The following is a 14,132-nucleotide window of genomic DNA, read 5'->3' as shown; positions in this document are numbered from 1 at the left end:
ACGGGCCGACAAATCCCAAACAGGACAGTCGAAACGTCAGTCAGTGCTCGGGTCAGACCCGCCAGCAGCGTCACCACGTACATCATCACTGTCAGTGCTCCGCGAGCGCGCCCGGCACGCTCTGCCGGCGGTGCTCGCGCGGTGTCAGCCCGTACGCCTCGCGGAAGGCCCGGCCGAACGCGGACGGGTTCGCGAAACCCCAGCGGGCGGCGAGGTCCCGCACCGAATGGTGGGCCAGCTCCGGCCGGGCGAGGTCGGCACGGCAGCGTTCGAGGCGGCGACGGCGGATCAGCCTGCTGACGCTCTCCTCCTCGTGCTGGAACAGCAGGTGCAGCGAGCGCACGGAGATGTGGTGGCGCTCGGCGATCGTGCCGGGCGCGAGGTCGGGGTCGTCGAGGTTGTGCTCGATGAACACCTTCACCCTCTCCAGCAGAGCCCGCGCCTGCGCCCCGGCGTCGACCTCGTGGCCGGCGTCGGCGTGCTCGGCCAGGCAGACGGCGGCGAGGTCCCGGGCGATCGCGCCCAGCCGCCCCAGCTCCTCCGGCCCGCACTCGGCGGCGTGCTCGCCCAGGGAGGTGAGGAAGCGGACCAGGATCGCCCCCGTCCCGCGCTGGGCGGGGATCCGCCGGGCGAGCAGTCGGTCGGCCTTGTCGGGGTTGATCAGGAGCTCCTTCCGGGGGATGTGCAGGACGAGGCAGCGGCTGGTCCCCTGCTCGTCCCGCGTCCCGGCCTCGAACGGCCGCGAGGTGTCCCAGAGCACCAGCTCGCCGCCCACCGGACCGGATTCGCTACCGCGCTGGGAGATCCACATCGGGTTCTCCCCGTCGACCAGGGCCAGCTGGTACTGCTCGGGATCGCTGCGCCGGGTCAGCGCCGCCGGCCGGCGCGAGTGCAACGCCGGGTGGGTGTGGACCGACACCTCGACCGGACCGAGACTCAGGAAGGCCGCCTCCGCCTTGAAGTCGGCGGCCTGCGGACTGCTGACCGCCACCGGGACCACGTCACGGGCGACCATGTCGGTGAACCACTCGAACCGGTCCGCCGCCGGCACCCCGGCATTGGACATCGTCGACCACACGTACTGACCCCCCGTCATCCCGACCACGCACGGCGGCCGAACCCTCGTCCAGTGTAGTTTCCGCACGTCACCGGCCTGCCCCTGACCCGTCGTCCGCTCGCGCCGCTACGGAATCCGGCTCGCGACAACCGCCGGGGCGGAGGGCGCGGTGAGGATCTCGGCGGCCCGGAGGAGCGGATGGGTGAGGTGGAAGAGCCGGAGCTCGTCCACCTCACCGCCGTAACGGGGGGCCGGTCGGACGGGTTCTGCGACGTTCACGACCCTCTCCCGTGTCGAACTGACGAACAAATAGACGAACGGTTCTCACGCTACCTGTCGCATAATGGTCCGATGAAAGGCATTTTTTCCTCACCCGGGCCCGTCGTCCTCGGTGTGGACGACCTGCGGCCGCTCCCGCAGGCGACGCGGATCGCCCGGACCAGTCGGGAGGGTGTCCGGCTGCTGGAGGAGCACCGGGACCGCTATGTGGACGAGCTGTGGCTCGACCACGATCTCGGCGGCGACGACACCGTGATGCCGGTGGTGACCCTGCTGGAGCAGGCCGCCTTCGACGGGCGGCCGTTCCGGATCGGTGAGGTGCTCGTCCACAGCGCCAACCCCGTCGGCGCCGCGACCGTGGTCCGGTCGCTCGCGCGCTGGGGCTACCGCGTCCGGCGGGCGTCGGCCGAGGGCCGGTCCGCCGGCTCCTGACCGACCGTGCGGCCCGGCCCCGATGCCGACCGCCAACGACATCAGGGCCTCGCGGCGGGCCGGCGCCCTTCGCCGACCACGGACGGGACCCCGGACCCGGCGGGGACTCCTGCTGTCCGGGCCCGGGGGCGGGCGGCCTCGATCGGGCAAACCCGCTGATGAGAGGATCGCGGGGGCGACCACCGGTCGCCGCCGTCCGGCCCCGCGGGGACCGGACGGGCGATCGGGACACACGGAGCAGGGACACATCGTGCGGGGGCGCAGTACGGAGCGGGAGCGGATCGGCGGGCTGCTGGCGGACGGCCGCCGGGGGAACAGCGGCGCGCTGCTGCTGCACGGTGAGGCGGGGATCGGCAAGAGCGCCCTGCTCGACTGGGCCGCCGGGCAGGCCGGGGGTGCCCGGGTGCTCCGGGTGGAGGGCATCGAGTCGGAGATGGAGCTCGCCTACGGCGGCCTCCACCAGCTTTTCCTGCCCGTGCTGGACCTCGTCGACGGCCTGCCGCCGGCGCAGGCCGCCGCCCTGAGGGCGGTGTTCGGGCTCACCGCCGACGAGGTGCGGGACGGCTTCACCGTCGGCCTCGCGGTCCTCACCATGCTGTCGGAGGCCGCCGCCGACGGGCCGCTGCTCTGCCTGGTCGACGACGCGCAGTGGGTCGACCAGCCGTCGGTGGACATGCTGACCTTCGCCGCGCGCCGCCTGCGCGCGGAGGGCGTCGTGATGCTCTTCGCCGTCCGCGACGGGGCCCCGGGCGCCACCGTGAAGGGCCTGCCGGGGCTGCTCGTCGAGGGTCTGGACCGGACCGCCGCCGCCGAACTGCTCACCGGGCTGCCCCCGTACGCCGCCGATCGCGTGCTGGAGGAGGCCGGGGGCAACCCGCTGGCGCTGATCGAGCTGTCCGCCGCCCTGACGCCCGCCCAGCGCGCCGGCCGGCTTGGCCCGCTGGCGCTGCCCGAGACAGCCGCCGCACTGCGCGGCCGGATCCAGGACGGCTTCCTGGAGCAGGTCGGACGGCTGCCCGAGGCCGCACGGCTGGTGCTGCTGGTGGCGGCCGCCGACGACACCGGGAGCCTCGGCACGGTGCTGGAGGCCGCCCGGGAGCTCGGTGCGGGCGTCGAGGACCTCGAACCCGCCGAGCGGGCCGGACTGGTGGTCCTCTCCGGCGAACTGGTGCGCTTCCGGCACCCGCTGGTGCGCTACGCCGCGTACCGGAGTGCCCCGCTCGCCCGCCGGATCGCCGCCCACCGGGCGCTCGCCGGGGCACTGGACGAGGCCGGCCAGCCGCACCGGCGGGCCTGGCACCTGGCCGCCGCGGCGACCGGCCCGGACGAGGGGGTCGCCGAGGAACTGGAGCGGGTCGCCGAGTGGGCCGGGAACCGGCAGGCGATGGCCTCCGCCTCCGCCGCGTACGAGCGCGCCGCCCAGCTGACCGCGGACCGGGACCTGCGGGCCCGCCGCCTGGTCCAGGCCGCCCGGAAGGCCGCCGACGCCGGCCAGGACGAGCGCTGCGGCGCCCTCGCCGACCAGGTGCCGCTGCCGCTGGCGGACCAGGAGGTGGCGGCGGACTTCGCCCGGGCCAGGGCAGTGGTCGAGCTCGGCTACCGCAGCCCGGCGGCGGCCGCCCGGATCCTGCTCGACAGCGCGGACACGACCGGTGCCGGACACCCGGGGGCGACGGCCTCGCTGCTCGTCGACGCCGTCCACGCGGCCTACTCGGGCGGGGACGCGGCGCTGATGGCGGAGGTCGCCGCCCGCGCCCCCGGGCTGCCCGTGCTCGCCGTGCCCGCCCTGCTGTTCGGCGGGGACGCGCCCGACGTGCCCGGCGCGCTCGCCGCGCTGCGCCCGCTGGTGGCGGGCACGGACGCGGCGGGTACCGGGGAAGCGGGCACGGACGCCCCGGGGGTGATGGAGCGGCTGATGACCGGCATCCACTGCCTGCTGGCGGGCGATCACCCGACCGCCCGCCGGGTGGCCCTCGGTGCCGTCGCCCACTGCCGGGACCAGGGCATCAGCGGCTGGCTGCCCACCACGCTCGATCTGCTGGTCCGCACGGAGCTGGCACTGGGCCGGCACGAGGAGGCGACGGCCCGGGCCACCGAGGCGCTCCGGCTGGCCGAGTACTACGACCTCGCCCATCGGGCCTCCCACCTGCGCGCCGCCCTGGCGCTGGCGGCCGCCGTCCGGGGCGAGGAGGAGCAGGTCCGGGCCCTGACCGAGGAGGCCCTCGGGTACGCGCGGCCGCGCGGCGTGGGCCGGGCCGCGGCGGACGCGCTGTGGGCCAGGGGTCTGCTCGAACTGGGCCTGGGCCGGGCGCAGGCGGCCCTGGACGAACTGACGGCGGCCCGGCAGGAGATCGGTCATCCGCTGCTCTGCCTGCCCCTGCTGCCGGACCTGGTGGAGGCTGCGGTCCGGGCGGGCCGCCCGGAGCGGGCGGCGCAGGCGGCGGGTGTGCTCGACGAATGGGCCGGCGCGCTGGACCGGCCCGCGCTCGGCGCGCTGGCCGCCCGGTGCCGGGCGCTGACCGGCCCCGACGGTTCGGCCGAGGAGCACTTCACCACCGCGCTCGCACTGCACGGCGACGGCGGCGACGGCGGCGACGGCGGCGACGGGAACGGGAATACGGACGGGGACGGAGACGGGGACGGGAACGCGTTCGACCGGGCCCGCACCGCGTTGCTGTACGGGGAGTGGCTGCGCCGTCTGCGTCGGCAGCTCGACGCCCGGGAGCAGCTGCGCGCCGCGCTGGACGGCTTCGAGGCGCTCGGCGCGCGGCCCTGGGCCGAGCGGGCCAGGTCGGAACTGGGCGCGGCCGGCGGGGAGACCGTGCTGACCACCCGGCAGGACGGGCCGATCAGCCTGCTCAGCCCGCAGGAGCGGGAGGTGGTCCGGCTGGCCGCCACCGGGGCGAGCAACCGGGAGATCGCGGCGCAGCTGTTCCTCAGCCCGAGGACGGTCGGGCACCATCTGTACCGGGCCTTCCCCAAGCTGGGTGTCGGCTCCCGGACCGAACTCGCGGCCCTGCTGGCCGCCTGAGGCCGAACGGCCCCAGGGGCTGGCGCCCCCGGAGAACGACCGGGCCGCTCAGGAGGCCGGGGCCGCTTCCGGGGCCGACCAGACCAGGCGGGTCTGGGCGACCCGGTAGCCGGCCCGGGCGAAGGCGGCGGCCATCGGGGCGTTGTCGGTGTCCGTGGTGGCCGTGATCAGCTCGGCCCCCGCCTCCACCTGGACCCGGGTGATCTCGGCCAGCACGTCGTCGACGTACCCCCGGCCGCGCAGTTCGGGGACCACGCCGAGGTAGCCGACGTTGCGGTTGTACGGGGTCGCCGACGGCAGGGCCAGACCCGCCACCTCGCCGTCGGGGGTGCGGGCGATCCGCCACCAGGAGCGCTCCCCCGGGCAGCCGAGGTAGAAGTCCACCTCCTCCTGGGCGGCGGCCTCGACCCCCATCAGGGCGACATTGCGGCGGGTCTCGCCGTCCAGGCTGCCCTCCGCGATCCGCCGGAAGACGTCGAGGAACTCCTCGTCCGTGCCCTCGGTGAAGGTCAGCCGCCCGCTGGAGGCGGGCAGTCCGGCGTCGGGCGTCCACTCCAGGCGCAGCCGTTCCACCACGTCGGTGAGCCCGGCGGCCAGCGCGGCGTCGCGCCGCCAGTCGGTGGCCGCGACGGCGGCGGGGTCCTCGCGCCAGCCCTGCGGGAGCGTCAGGTTGTAGAGCGGGAGCTTGGCCGCGCCCTGCTCGGCGAAGGCCCGCAGGCCGGCCCGGACCAGTTCGGCGCCGAGCGCGGCGCGGTCCTCCACCGAGGGGTCGACGTACAGGCAGTCCAGGGCGAGCGGGTGTTCGCCGGTGGCGTGGCCCCACCACAGGGCGCGGGCCAGGACCCGGCCGTCCTGTTCGGCGATCCAGGTCCACTCCGGCCGGTACATGCCCTCCTTCAGTTCCTCCAGGTAGCGGTCGGCCTCGATCCAGCCGACCGGCTCGTCCACCGTGACGGCGGTGACCAGCTCGAGGTCGGCCTCGGTGGTGGGGCGCAGCTGCATACGGTTCTCCTTGGTGTAGGTGGTGAGGGTGACGCCGGAGCTGAAGACCCGGGAGTCGGTGAGGGTGAAGGCGGTGGGCCGGAACGGGGCGCGGAACAGCGGGATGCCGGAGCCGGTGGCCACCGGGTGGCGCTCGACGACCAGTTCGTCGATCTCCTCGATCAGCTGTCCGGCGAGGTCCGCGCCGCCGCGCAGCCAGATGCCGGCGCCGTCGCGGGCCTTGAGCGCGCGGACGAAGGCCACCGGATCTCCCGGGACGAGCTCCACGGCGGGGTCGACGCCGTCGAGGGTGCCGGAGAAGTCCAGGGTGTCGGAGAAGAGGTACTGGGTGAGGTGCGGGTAGGGGCTGGTGCCCTCGGCGGCGCGGCCGGACTCGTAGCCGGCGCGGTCCATCAGGACGGTGTCGAAGCGCCGGCCGGCGGTGGGGTTCGGAGCCCCACTGCCGTGGACCGGGACGGTCTCGGGGTACTCGGCCAGCCGTGCGGCGGCGAGGTCGCCCTCGAAGGGGAGGAAGTCGGACTTGCCGTCGGGCCCCGCGACGAAGCCGTCGAGGGTGGTACCGACGTAGTAGGTGAGCTGGCGCACGCGGCCTGCTTTCGTTCTCGGTGCTGGGGTGACGTCACTGACACTAGGTCGGCCGCCGGACGACCGGCTTCAGTCATGCCGACGTAATGTGACCGGTCGCCGACCGGGCCGACCACGGTCGCGGGCCCCGCACGCGACGCCCGCGCGGGACGGCTGCGCCTTCGGCTGTCGGAGCGTGAGCCGGTGCCGAGCCCGCCCGCGCACCGGACGGGTGCGACGACCTGACGGATGGGGCGCTGTTCAGCACCCCGGGCGGCTGGTGCGCTCAGGCGGCGGACGGGTGGTTCGCGCGGTGGCGGCGGACGGCGTCGCGGTTGGCGCAGCGCTGGGAGCAGTAGCGGCGGCGGCCGGTCCGGGTGGTGTCGGCGAAGATCGTGTCGCACTCCGCGACGGCGCACCGGCCGAGGCGGTGCATGCCGCGTCCCACCAGGTGCAGCGCGGTGCCGACGCCGATCAGCGAGAACAGCAGGGCGCCGAGCGGCAGGCCGTCGTCGCGGTAGTGCAGGTGCCAGCCGTCGCCGGTGTGGTCGGTGAGCCGGGGGTGGGCCGTGCCGGCGGCGAGCATCAGGTTCAGCCTGGCGGCCCGCTCGCGCTCGTCGGCGGCGTCGACGACGGCCTCCCAGGCGTCCAGCACCGCGTGGACGTGCGGCAGGTCGTCGGCCGCGAACGGTCCCTCGACCACCAGCCCGGCCGCGCGGCAGCGGTCCACGAGTTCGTCGACGCTCCTCGGCCGCTCGTTCGCCAACTCGGCGGCCAGGTTGACGGCGTCCTCGCCGTAAGGGTTGAGGTGCATAAGACCATTACAGCAGTCTGATCGGCATGAGTCATCACACCGACGTCCCGACCGACGTCCCGGGCTGGCCGTCCCCGCTGCCGTACCGCTGGACGATCCTCGGGGTCGCCACCTTCACCCAGGCCGCCGCCTGCTTCTTCGTCCAGGGCATCGGGGCGATGGCGGTGCCCCTGCAGAACGCGCTCGACCTCAGCACGGCGCAGCTGGGGTTACTGCTCTCGGCCTCCCAACTGGTGCCACTGGTCGGCCTGCTGGTGGCCGGTGAGCTGCTGGACCGGTACGGCGAACGGTGGGTCGTCGGCATCGGGGCCGGGGTGGTCGCCGCGGGCCTGCTGGCGGGGAGCCTGGCCCAGGGGTACGCGTCGCTGCTCGTGGTGCTGCTGGTCGTCGGGGCGGGGTACAGCGCGATCCAGCCCGGCGGCAGCAAGTCGATGGCGGCCTGGTTCGAGCCCTCCCGGCTCGGGTTCGCGATGGGCGTGCGGCAGGCCGGACTGCCGCTGGGCGGGGCGGTCGCGGTGGCCGTGCTGCCGCTGGTAGCCGCCGCGTCGGGGTGGCGGGTCGCCGTACTGGTGGGCGGGCTGGTCGCGCTGGCGGGGGCGGTCGCCTTCACGGTGCTCTACCGTCGCCCGCCCGGGACGGTGGCGAAGCGGTCGGCGGCCCCGGCCGCAGCGGCCCCCGTGCCGGTACCTAGGTCGGCACCGAGGTCAGCACCGTTGATGGACCGGCTCCGGCTGTTGCGCGAGCCCGCGATGGCGAAGGCGCTGCTGTCGGGCACGGCCATGGTCTCGGTGCACAGCGGCATCGGCGTCCTCGGCGCGCTGTACCTGCACGACGTGACCGGTCTCGGTGCCGGTGCGGCAGGTACCGTCCTGGTCGCGGCCCAGCTGGCGGGCATGCTCGGGCGGATCGGCCTCGCGGCGTGGAGCGACCGCAGCCGCGCGGGCCGCTACCGGCCGGTCCTGGCGAGCATGGTCGCGGCGGCGGCCGCGCTGGTGGCACTGGCGACCCCGCTGGGCGGGCATCCGCTCGCGGCCGCCGTGCTCTTCGCCTGGCTCGGCTTCTTCGGGATCGGCTGGTACGGACCCTGGGTCGCGCACCTGGCCGAGGCCGCCCCGCCCGGCCGGACCGGCTTCGCGCTCGGGCTCGTGATGGCCGTCAACCAGGTGGCCGTGATCCTCGCCCCGCCCGCGCTCGGCCTGCTGCGGGACACCACCGGCGGCTACACCGCCGCCTGGAGCGCCCTTGCCGTGGCGACGGCCGGGACGGTGGCGGTCACGGCCCGAGGGGGGAAGCGGCGCGGAGCGGGCGCCGACGACGCCGACGCCGCCGCCGGCGCCGGCGCCGATGCGAGCCTCGTCGGTGCGACGGCATCGGCGCCCTCGGCGGCCTGAGGCCCCGAACCGCACGGGCCGACCCGCCCGGCTCCGGGCCTCCCCTCGGAGCTGCGGCGAACGAACCGAGGAGAGGCCGGGGCACCGGGGCCGGGTCAGTACCGCAGGTCGGCGGCGATCCGGCCGGCGTCCGAGAGGGTGCCGTCGGGCACGAAGGAGACCTGGGCGCCGGTGTCGAGGGCGCGCTCGATCACCTCGTCGACGATGTCCTCGCGCGCGCCCGACTGCTCGGCCTCGGCGGGCACCAGGTGGTCGCCCTCGTCGCGGACGGTGACCCGGAAGTTCTCCTCCACCACCAGCTGGGCGATCCGCCCCTCGGCGGCGGTCTGCCAGACCTCGTCCAGTCCGGCCGCGAACGCCTGGCGGCCCCGGGCCTTGTCCAGCCGGGCGAGGGCGTCGGAGATCCCGGCGTCCGCATGCGCGCGGACGGCGGGCTCGACCACCTTGCGGACCGTCTCGGCGTCCGCCTGGGCGAGGCCGCCGTGCGGGATCTGCGCGGTGGCGCCGCGGACGATCGGGCCGGCGCCGTCCAGCAGGGCGAGGGCCGCCGCCTCGCCGACCACGTACAGCGGGCGCGGGTCGGCCGCCAGCACCTTGCCGAGCTCGTTCTCCGCCTGCCGCAGGAAGATCTTGGTCTCCTCGTCCTGGAAGGTGCTGGGCTTGTCTCCGATCCGCTCCTGCCGCTCCGGGTCGGGGTTCTCGTACTGACGCACCAGCGGGAAGCCGTGCCGGGTGTCCTCCGCGACCCGCTCGCTGTTGCCGCCCCACAGCAGCACCCGGTCGGCGGCGAGCGCGAGCACCCAGTGCGGCCGCTCGGCCGCCTGGGCGGCGACCAGGTTGCGGGTCAGGAAGGTGTCGGACAGCACCACCCGGGCGGGCGCGGTACGGCCCAGCGACCAGACGTGGTGCTCACCCGGCGCTACCAGGAGCGCCAGGCCGTCCTCGGCGTGCACCAGGTCGACCTCGGCGAGCGCCCGGTCGAGCTGCTCCAGCACATCGATCCGGACGGCGCGGGAGACCTCGGGATCCTCCTCGATCCGCTTCCTCGCCGCGGCCGCGAGGGTGCGCAGCCGGACCGGGTCCTGCGCGTTGTCGGGCTCCCGGCGGTGCGTGGGCATCAGGATCGACACGGCCGGATACGGCCTAGGGCGGCGCAGCTCGGTGAGGACGTCGGGGGTGAGAGCGGGGTACATGGGGGCCCTTTCCGAAGGTGGTTCGGCCTTCTGCGGGTGGACGCACACATCATGGATTTTGTCCCAATCGTCACCAATTTACCCATTGGTGGACCGGGTTGTGGGACCTCGCGCGCCCGTGCCGCCGCAGGACCTCCGCCGCCCGCCGGGTCAGGGCGGCGGCTAAGGGGCCGGCTCAGGGGGCCGGACCTGCGCGGCAGCCGCCCGGACCGCCGCCACCACCCGGTCCAGCGGCACCACCGTGGAGACGGTGACGCCCAGCGCGCCGACCGTGGCGCCGCCGCCCCCGGCCCGCACCGGCGCGGCCACCGTCACCTCGCCCAGTCGGAACTCCTCCGCGCAGACCGCGAGGCCCGCCGCCCGGACCCGGGCCAGCTGTCCGGCGAGCACACCCGGGGACACCACCGTGTGCCGGGTGTGCCGGGGCAGCTCGGCCGGCGGCGCGGTGAGCAGCACCTTCCCGTACGCCGTCGCGTGCGGCGGCGGCCGGTCCCCGCTCACCAGGCACAGCACCCCGTCCGCCGAGGGCCCGGCGAGCACCGCCAGGTCGGCGTGCCCACCGGTCCTGGCGCCCAGCGCCCGCAGGGCCGGGAGCGCCGCGTCGAGCAGCCCGCGCGGGCAGGGCGCCGCCGCGCCCAGCACCCGCAGCCGGAGCCCGAGCCGGTACCCGCCGTCCGCGCCCCGCTCCAGACCGCCCCACGCCACCAGCTCCCGCACCAGGCGCAGGGCCGTCGGCGCCGGGAGCCCGGTGCGCGCCGCGATGTCGGTGAGCCGCAGCACCGGCGGACCCTCGCCCCCGCCTCCGCCCTCGAACGCGTCCAGTACCGAGAAGAGCCGACCCGCCACGCTCCCGCCCAACTCCCGCCCCCTGTCCCCTCGTCGGATTCCACTCGTTCCACTCAGTGGAAGTCCGGCCTTCCCCCGGCAGTCCGGGTCGTACGAGGCTCAACGCATGAACCTCGGTCTCGCTTCCGACACCCTGCTCTCCACCACCCGGGCCGTGCGCCACCGGCTCGACCTGACCCGGCCGGTGCCGCGCGCGCTCCTGGAGGAGTGCGTCGACCTCGCCGTACAGGCGCCGACCGGACGCAACCGGCAGCGCTGGCACTTCGTCGTCGTCACCGACCCGGCCCGCCGGGCCCTGCTCGCGGACCTGTGGCGGGCGGGCCTGGCCGTCCCGGAGGCCCACCAGCCGCTGCCCGACCGGGACGTGCGCCGGGCCGAGGTCGCGCCGGGCGTGATGGAGCGGGTGTACACGGGCGTCGACCACCTGTACCGGCACCTGCACGAGGTGCCCGCCTACGTCATCCCCTGTGTCGAGGGACGCACCGAGGGCCTCTCCGTCACCCACCAGGCCGGCACCTGGGGATCGATCCTGCCCGCCGCGTGGAGCTTCATGCTGGCCGCCCGCGAACGCGGCCTCGGCACCGTGTGGACGACCGGGAACCTGCCCCTGGAACGGGAGTTCGCGCAAGCCCTCGGCATCCCCTACCCCGACGTCATGCAGGCCGCGTTCATCCCGGTCGCGTACACCCTCGGCACCGACTTCCGCCCCGCCCGCCGGATCCCGCGCGAGCAGGTGCTGCACTGGGACGGCTGGTGACGGGGCCGCGCCACCGGGGCGCGAAAATCCGTGGACGGATCGCCGGAGGACCGCGTACGGTGGCGCCACGCCTTGAGACGAACGGAAGGAGGCGAGTGCCGTGCAGTCCATACCTTTCCAGCGCTCCCTCTTCCGCTGTCCCGGCGTGCTTCACCAGTCCTGACCGGGAGCGCTCCAAGCAGCCTGTATCCCGGAGGAATCCATGACCGACACGGTCATCCGCACGCTTTCCGCGAGCGACGCCCACCTGTTCGACGCACACCCCGACCCCCTGGGCGCCCGCGAGGGCCACCGGCGCACCGCGTTCCGCCCCGACTGGCAGCGCGTCGCCCTGCGCGACGGCGAGGTCGTCGCGCGCGGCGCCTGGTGGGGCGGCCCCGAGGACGCGGAGCCCGTCAACATCAACTGGTTCGACGTGGCCGAGGGCGAGGAGGAGGCCGGGGCCGAACTCCTGCGCTCCGCCCCCTGGCAGGTCGAACTCGAGATCAACCTGCCCGGCGACTGGCGGGACCGGCCCGAGCTGCGCGCCGCCGCCGAGGCGCGCTTCACCGCCGCCCGGGCCGCCGGGTACGAACTCCTGGTGGAGCGCTTCCTGTACCGCTGGACCTCGGAGCGCGGCCTGCCCGAGCGTCCCGGACGCCTGCGCTTCGAGGCCGAACCCGACGACGCCGTCTTCCTCGACGCCCTGCGCCGCATCCACTCCGCCACCCTGGACGCCCACGCCCTCCGCGCCGTCGCGGAGGGCGGCGTCGACCAGGCCGCCCAGGAGGAGCTCGACTTCTTCCACTGGTGCCCGTCCCCGCGGGAGTGGTGGCAGACCGCCCGCACCCCCGACGGCGACCTCGCCGGCATCCACATCCCCGCCCACAACCCCTCCGGCCCGACCATCGGCTTCATCGGCGTCCTCCCCCAGCACCGCGGCCACGGCTACGCCTACGACCTCCTCGCCGAGTGCACCCACACCCTGGTCGACCACGGCGCCGAATCCATCACCGGAGCCACCGACCGCACCAACCATCCCATGGCCGCGAACTTCACCAAGGCCGGCTTCCCCGTCGTCCGCGAACGCATCAACTTCCACCCGGCGGACCGAACGGCCTGACGAGGAGTAGTAGAGGGCGTGCGGTCCGGGCCCGACTCCCGCGCCCGGACCGCACGCCGGGATGGGTCGCTCCGTGGGTGCGGTCACGGTTCGATGACTACCCGTCAGTTGTGTTCCGGGGCTTCGGGCGGGACGGCATGCTGGGGTGTGTGCGGGGGTCCGGGTGGGTGGCGCAGGATTCGCCTGCTGCGAGGTGCATTGACCGGGAGCCTCTACAGCCATCTCGTCCTGCCCGCCGCCGTGCTGGTCGACCTCCTCCTGCATCCGGACCACACGATCCGGTACCTCGGCGGCGTCCACCAGCGAAATCCGGGCGCGCCTCGTCGGCCCGGCCACCGACAGTACTCCGGCCCTACGGAACAGGACCACGATGCCGCTGATCGACCCCGCTCCTCCCGGCAAGGGAGCCCCCGTCGGGCTCGCGGTGGGCGCTTTGGTGCTCACGCTGATCGGCCTCTACCTGTGGCCGTGGTGGCCCTCCGGCTTCTCGGACCCGACCTTTCTGGAGTTCCGCCGGGAGTTCACGGACGGGCCCCCGCCCGTGACCTGGTGGGACTCCGTCTACTTCAGCTGGTTCCAGTACGGGTACCTGGTGCAGACCGTGGCCGTGCTCGTCCTGCCGTTCACGGTGGCGCGGCACGACCGGTGGCACTGGCTGTCGCTGGCGGCCGTGCTCACCTGCGGCTGGCAGCTGGCAGGTGTGCTCGGCAGTACCGTCTTCCGCACCACGCCCGCCCCGTTCCTGGGCCCGCTCGCCGGGATCCTCGCGCTGGTCGGCTGGCTGCTCGGCCGCCGGAAGGCGCCCCGCGTCGCATAGAGGCCAGGGCGGGGCAGAGGCCAGGCGGTCAGTGGCCGGTCGGGCCGGCGGTGGGCCGGGCGGCCTCGGCCAGCAGGGAGATCTCGGCCGCGACGGCCTCCGGGTCGGCGGGGACGGTGATCCGGGCGACGGTGTCCAGGCCCGGGTGGGAGCCGACGCGGACGGCCCGCTCGGCGTTCCGCAGCAGGTCGAAGTCGTTGATGTCGTTGCCGAAGGCGACGTACTCGGTGATCCCCATCGACGTCAGGGCCTCCCACTTCGTGGTCGAGCCCGGCGCGAAGTCGACGATCGCCTCGTCGAGGTGGTGGTTGACGGTCAGTCCCAGCCCTCGACCGGCCTCGGCGAGCGCCGCCGGGTCGGAGGCGCCGACGACGAGGAACTTCACCACCTCCGGGAGTTCGGCGAGGCCGACCCGCCGGGCGAGCCGGCCCTGGTCGACCCGGCCGCGGATCGGGTGGTCCTCGGGCCCGGTGTAGGCGTAGTCCCAGGGGCCGTCCGCGAGGTAACTCGCCCCGTAGCGCGCGACCGCGTCCATCAGCGCGCCGAACCCGGCGGCGTCGAAGGCGGCCCGGGCCCGGACCTGGCCGCCGACCGAGACCAGGCTGCCGTTCCCGCCGATCAGGGTTGCGGCCGGGAAGGCTCCGTCGAGGACGGGCAGCACGTCCCGGACGGGCCGCGCGGACGCGAACACCAGCCGGTGGCCGGCGCGTTCGCAGGCGTCGATCGCCGCGAGGATCCGCCGGTCGATCGTCCGGCCGTCGAAGCAGAGCGTGCCGTCGATGTCGAAGACCACCGTACGGGCGTGAAGATTGATCATGATCGGATCATATCCGGACGAACCGGGCGG

Annotated in this window: 13 protein-coding genes; 6 read left to right on the top strand and 7 right to left on the bottom strand. The window is 74.9% G+C overall.

The features are described 5' to 3' along the window. Positions 1-91: 91 nt before the first annotated feature. Both IF01_RS0122285 and IF01_RS48405 read right to left on the bottom strand, forming a co-directional pair. On the bottom strand, positions 92-1,096 hold the full coding sequence (locus IF01_RS0122285; RefSeq protein WP_030395259.1) for an AraC-like ligand-binding domain-containing protein: 1,005 nt from the start codon (positions 1,094-1,096) through the stop codon (positions 92-94). Positions 1,097-1,183: 87 nt separating this feature from the next. Further along, positions 1,184-1,336 (bottom strand): hypothetical protein, encoded by a 153-nt coding sequence (locus tag IF01_RS48405; protein WP_157855309.1) that lies wholly within the window; start codon positions 1,334-1,336, stop codon positions 1,184-1,186. Between the two features lie 72 nt (positions 1,337-1,408). Here IF01_RS48405 and IF01_RS0122275 point away from each other — a divergent pair, with 72 nt between their 5' ends. After that, the gene (locus tag IF01_RS0122275) at positions 1,409-1,768 is read left to right on the top strand and encodes a cyclic-phosphate processing receiver domain-containing protein (RefSeq protein ID WP_030395258.1); all 360 of its coding nucleotides are present in this window, start codon (positions 1,409-1,411) and stop codon (positions 1,766-1,768) included. 250 nt (positions 1,769-2,018) lie between these two features. Then, positions 2,019-4,799 carry an ATP-binding protein gene (locus IF01_RS0122270; RefSeq protein WP_208624342.1) on the top strand — a complete coding sequence of 927 codons (2,781 nt, stop codon included), beginning with the start codon at positions 2,019-2,021 and terminating at the stop codon, positions 4,797-4,799. A 48-nt stretch (positions 4,800-4,847) separates the two neighbouring features. On the opposite strand, the gene IF01_RS45755 is transcribed toward IF01_RS0122270, so the two are convergent. Next, the gene (locus IF01_RS45755; RefSeq protein ID WP_078880188.1) at positions 4,848-6,386 is read right to left on the bottom strand and encodes a dihydrofolate reductase family protein; all 1,539 of its coding nucleotides are present in this window, start codon (positions 6,384-6,386) and stop codon (positions 4,848-4,850) included. A gap of 265 nt (positions 6,387-6,651) precedes the next feature. Continuing rightward, positions 6,652-7,179, bottom strand: coding sequence for a CGNR zinc finger domain-containing protein (locus IF01_RS0122260; RefSeq protein ID WP_030395255.1), 528 nt, complete (start codon positions 7,177-7,179; stop codon positions 6,652-6,654). Between the two features lie 26 nt (positions 7,180-7,205). Between IF01_RS0122260 and IF01_RS0122255 the strand changes: the two genes are divergently transcribed. Beyond that, positions 7,206-8,570 carry an MFS transporter gene (locus tag IF01_RS0122255; RefSeq protein ID WP_063764271.1) on the top strand — a complete coding sequence of 455 codons (1,365 nt, stop codon included), beginning with the start codon at positions 7,206-7,208 and terminating at the stop codon, positions 8,568-8,570. Positions 8,571-8,665: 95 nt separating this feature from the next. On the opposite strand, the gene IF01_RS0122250 is transcribed toward IF01_RS0122255, so the two are convergent. After that, the gene (locus IF01_RS0122250) at positions 8,666-9,763 is read right to left on the bottom strand and encodes a baeRF3 domain-containing protein (protein ID WP_030395253.1); all 1,098 of its coding nucleotides are present in this window, start codon (positions 9,761-9,763) and stop codon (positions 8,666-8,668) included. A gap of 162 nt (positions 9,764-9,925) precedes the next feature. After that, a complete protein-coding gene (locus IF01_RS0122245; protein ID WP_030395252.1) occupies positions 9,926-10,609 on the bottom strand; it encodes an IclR family transcriptional regulator in 684 nt (227 codons plus the stop codon). 106 nt (positions 10,610-10,715) lie between these two features. On the opposite strand from IF01_RS0122245, the gene IF01_RS0122240 reads away from it, so the two are divergent. The 3 genes from IF01_RS0122240 to IF01_RS0122230 all read left to right on the top strand — a co-directional run bounded on the left by IF01_RS0122240 (position 10,716) and on the right by IF01_RS0122230 (position 13,285). Next, the gene (locus tag IF01_RS0122240) at positions 10,716-11,366 is read left to right on the top strand and encodes a nitroreductase family protein (RefSeq protein WP_030395251.1); all 651 of its coding nucleotides are present in this window, start codon (positions 10,716-10,718) and stop codon (positions 11,364-11,366) included. A 202-nt stretch (positions 11,367-11,568) separates the two neighbouring features. Further along, entirely contained in the window at positions 11,569-12,468 is a 900-nt protein-coding gene (locus tag IF01_RS0122235; RefSeq protein WP_030395250.1) for a GNAT family N-acetyltransferase, read from the top strand. 370 nt (positions 12,469-12,838) lie between these two features. Beyond that, on the top strand, positions 12,839-13,285 hold the full coding sequence (locus tag IF01_RS0122230; protein WP_030395249.1) for a hypothetical protein: 447 nt from the start codon (positions 12,839-12,841) through the stop codon (positions 13,283-13,285). A 28-nt stretch (positions 13,286-13,313) separates the two neighbouring features. Here the strand turns inward: IF01_RS0122230 and IF01_RS0122225 are convergent, their stop codons facing one another. After that, positions 13,314-14,102: an HAD hydrolase family protein gene (locus IF01_RS0122225; protein ID WP_037780648.1), complete on the bottom strand. Its 789-nt coding sequence runs from the start codon at positions 14,100-14,102 to the stop codon at positions 13,314-13,316. Between the last annotated feature and the right edge of the window lie 30 nt (positions 14,103-14,132).

This window comes from Kitasatospora purpeofusca (assembly GCF_000718025.1).
Taxonomy (GTDB): domain Bacteria; phylum Actinomycetota; class Actinomycetes; order Streptomycetales; family Streptomycetaceae; genus Kitasatospora; species Kitasatospora purpeofusca.
Note: the sequence above shows the minus strand (reverse complement) of the source record. Positions and strands in the feature narration are given on the sequence as shown.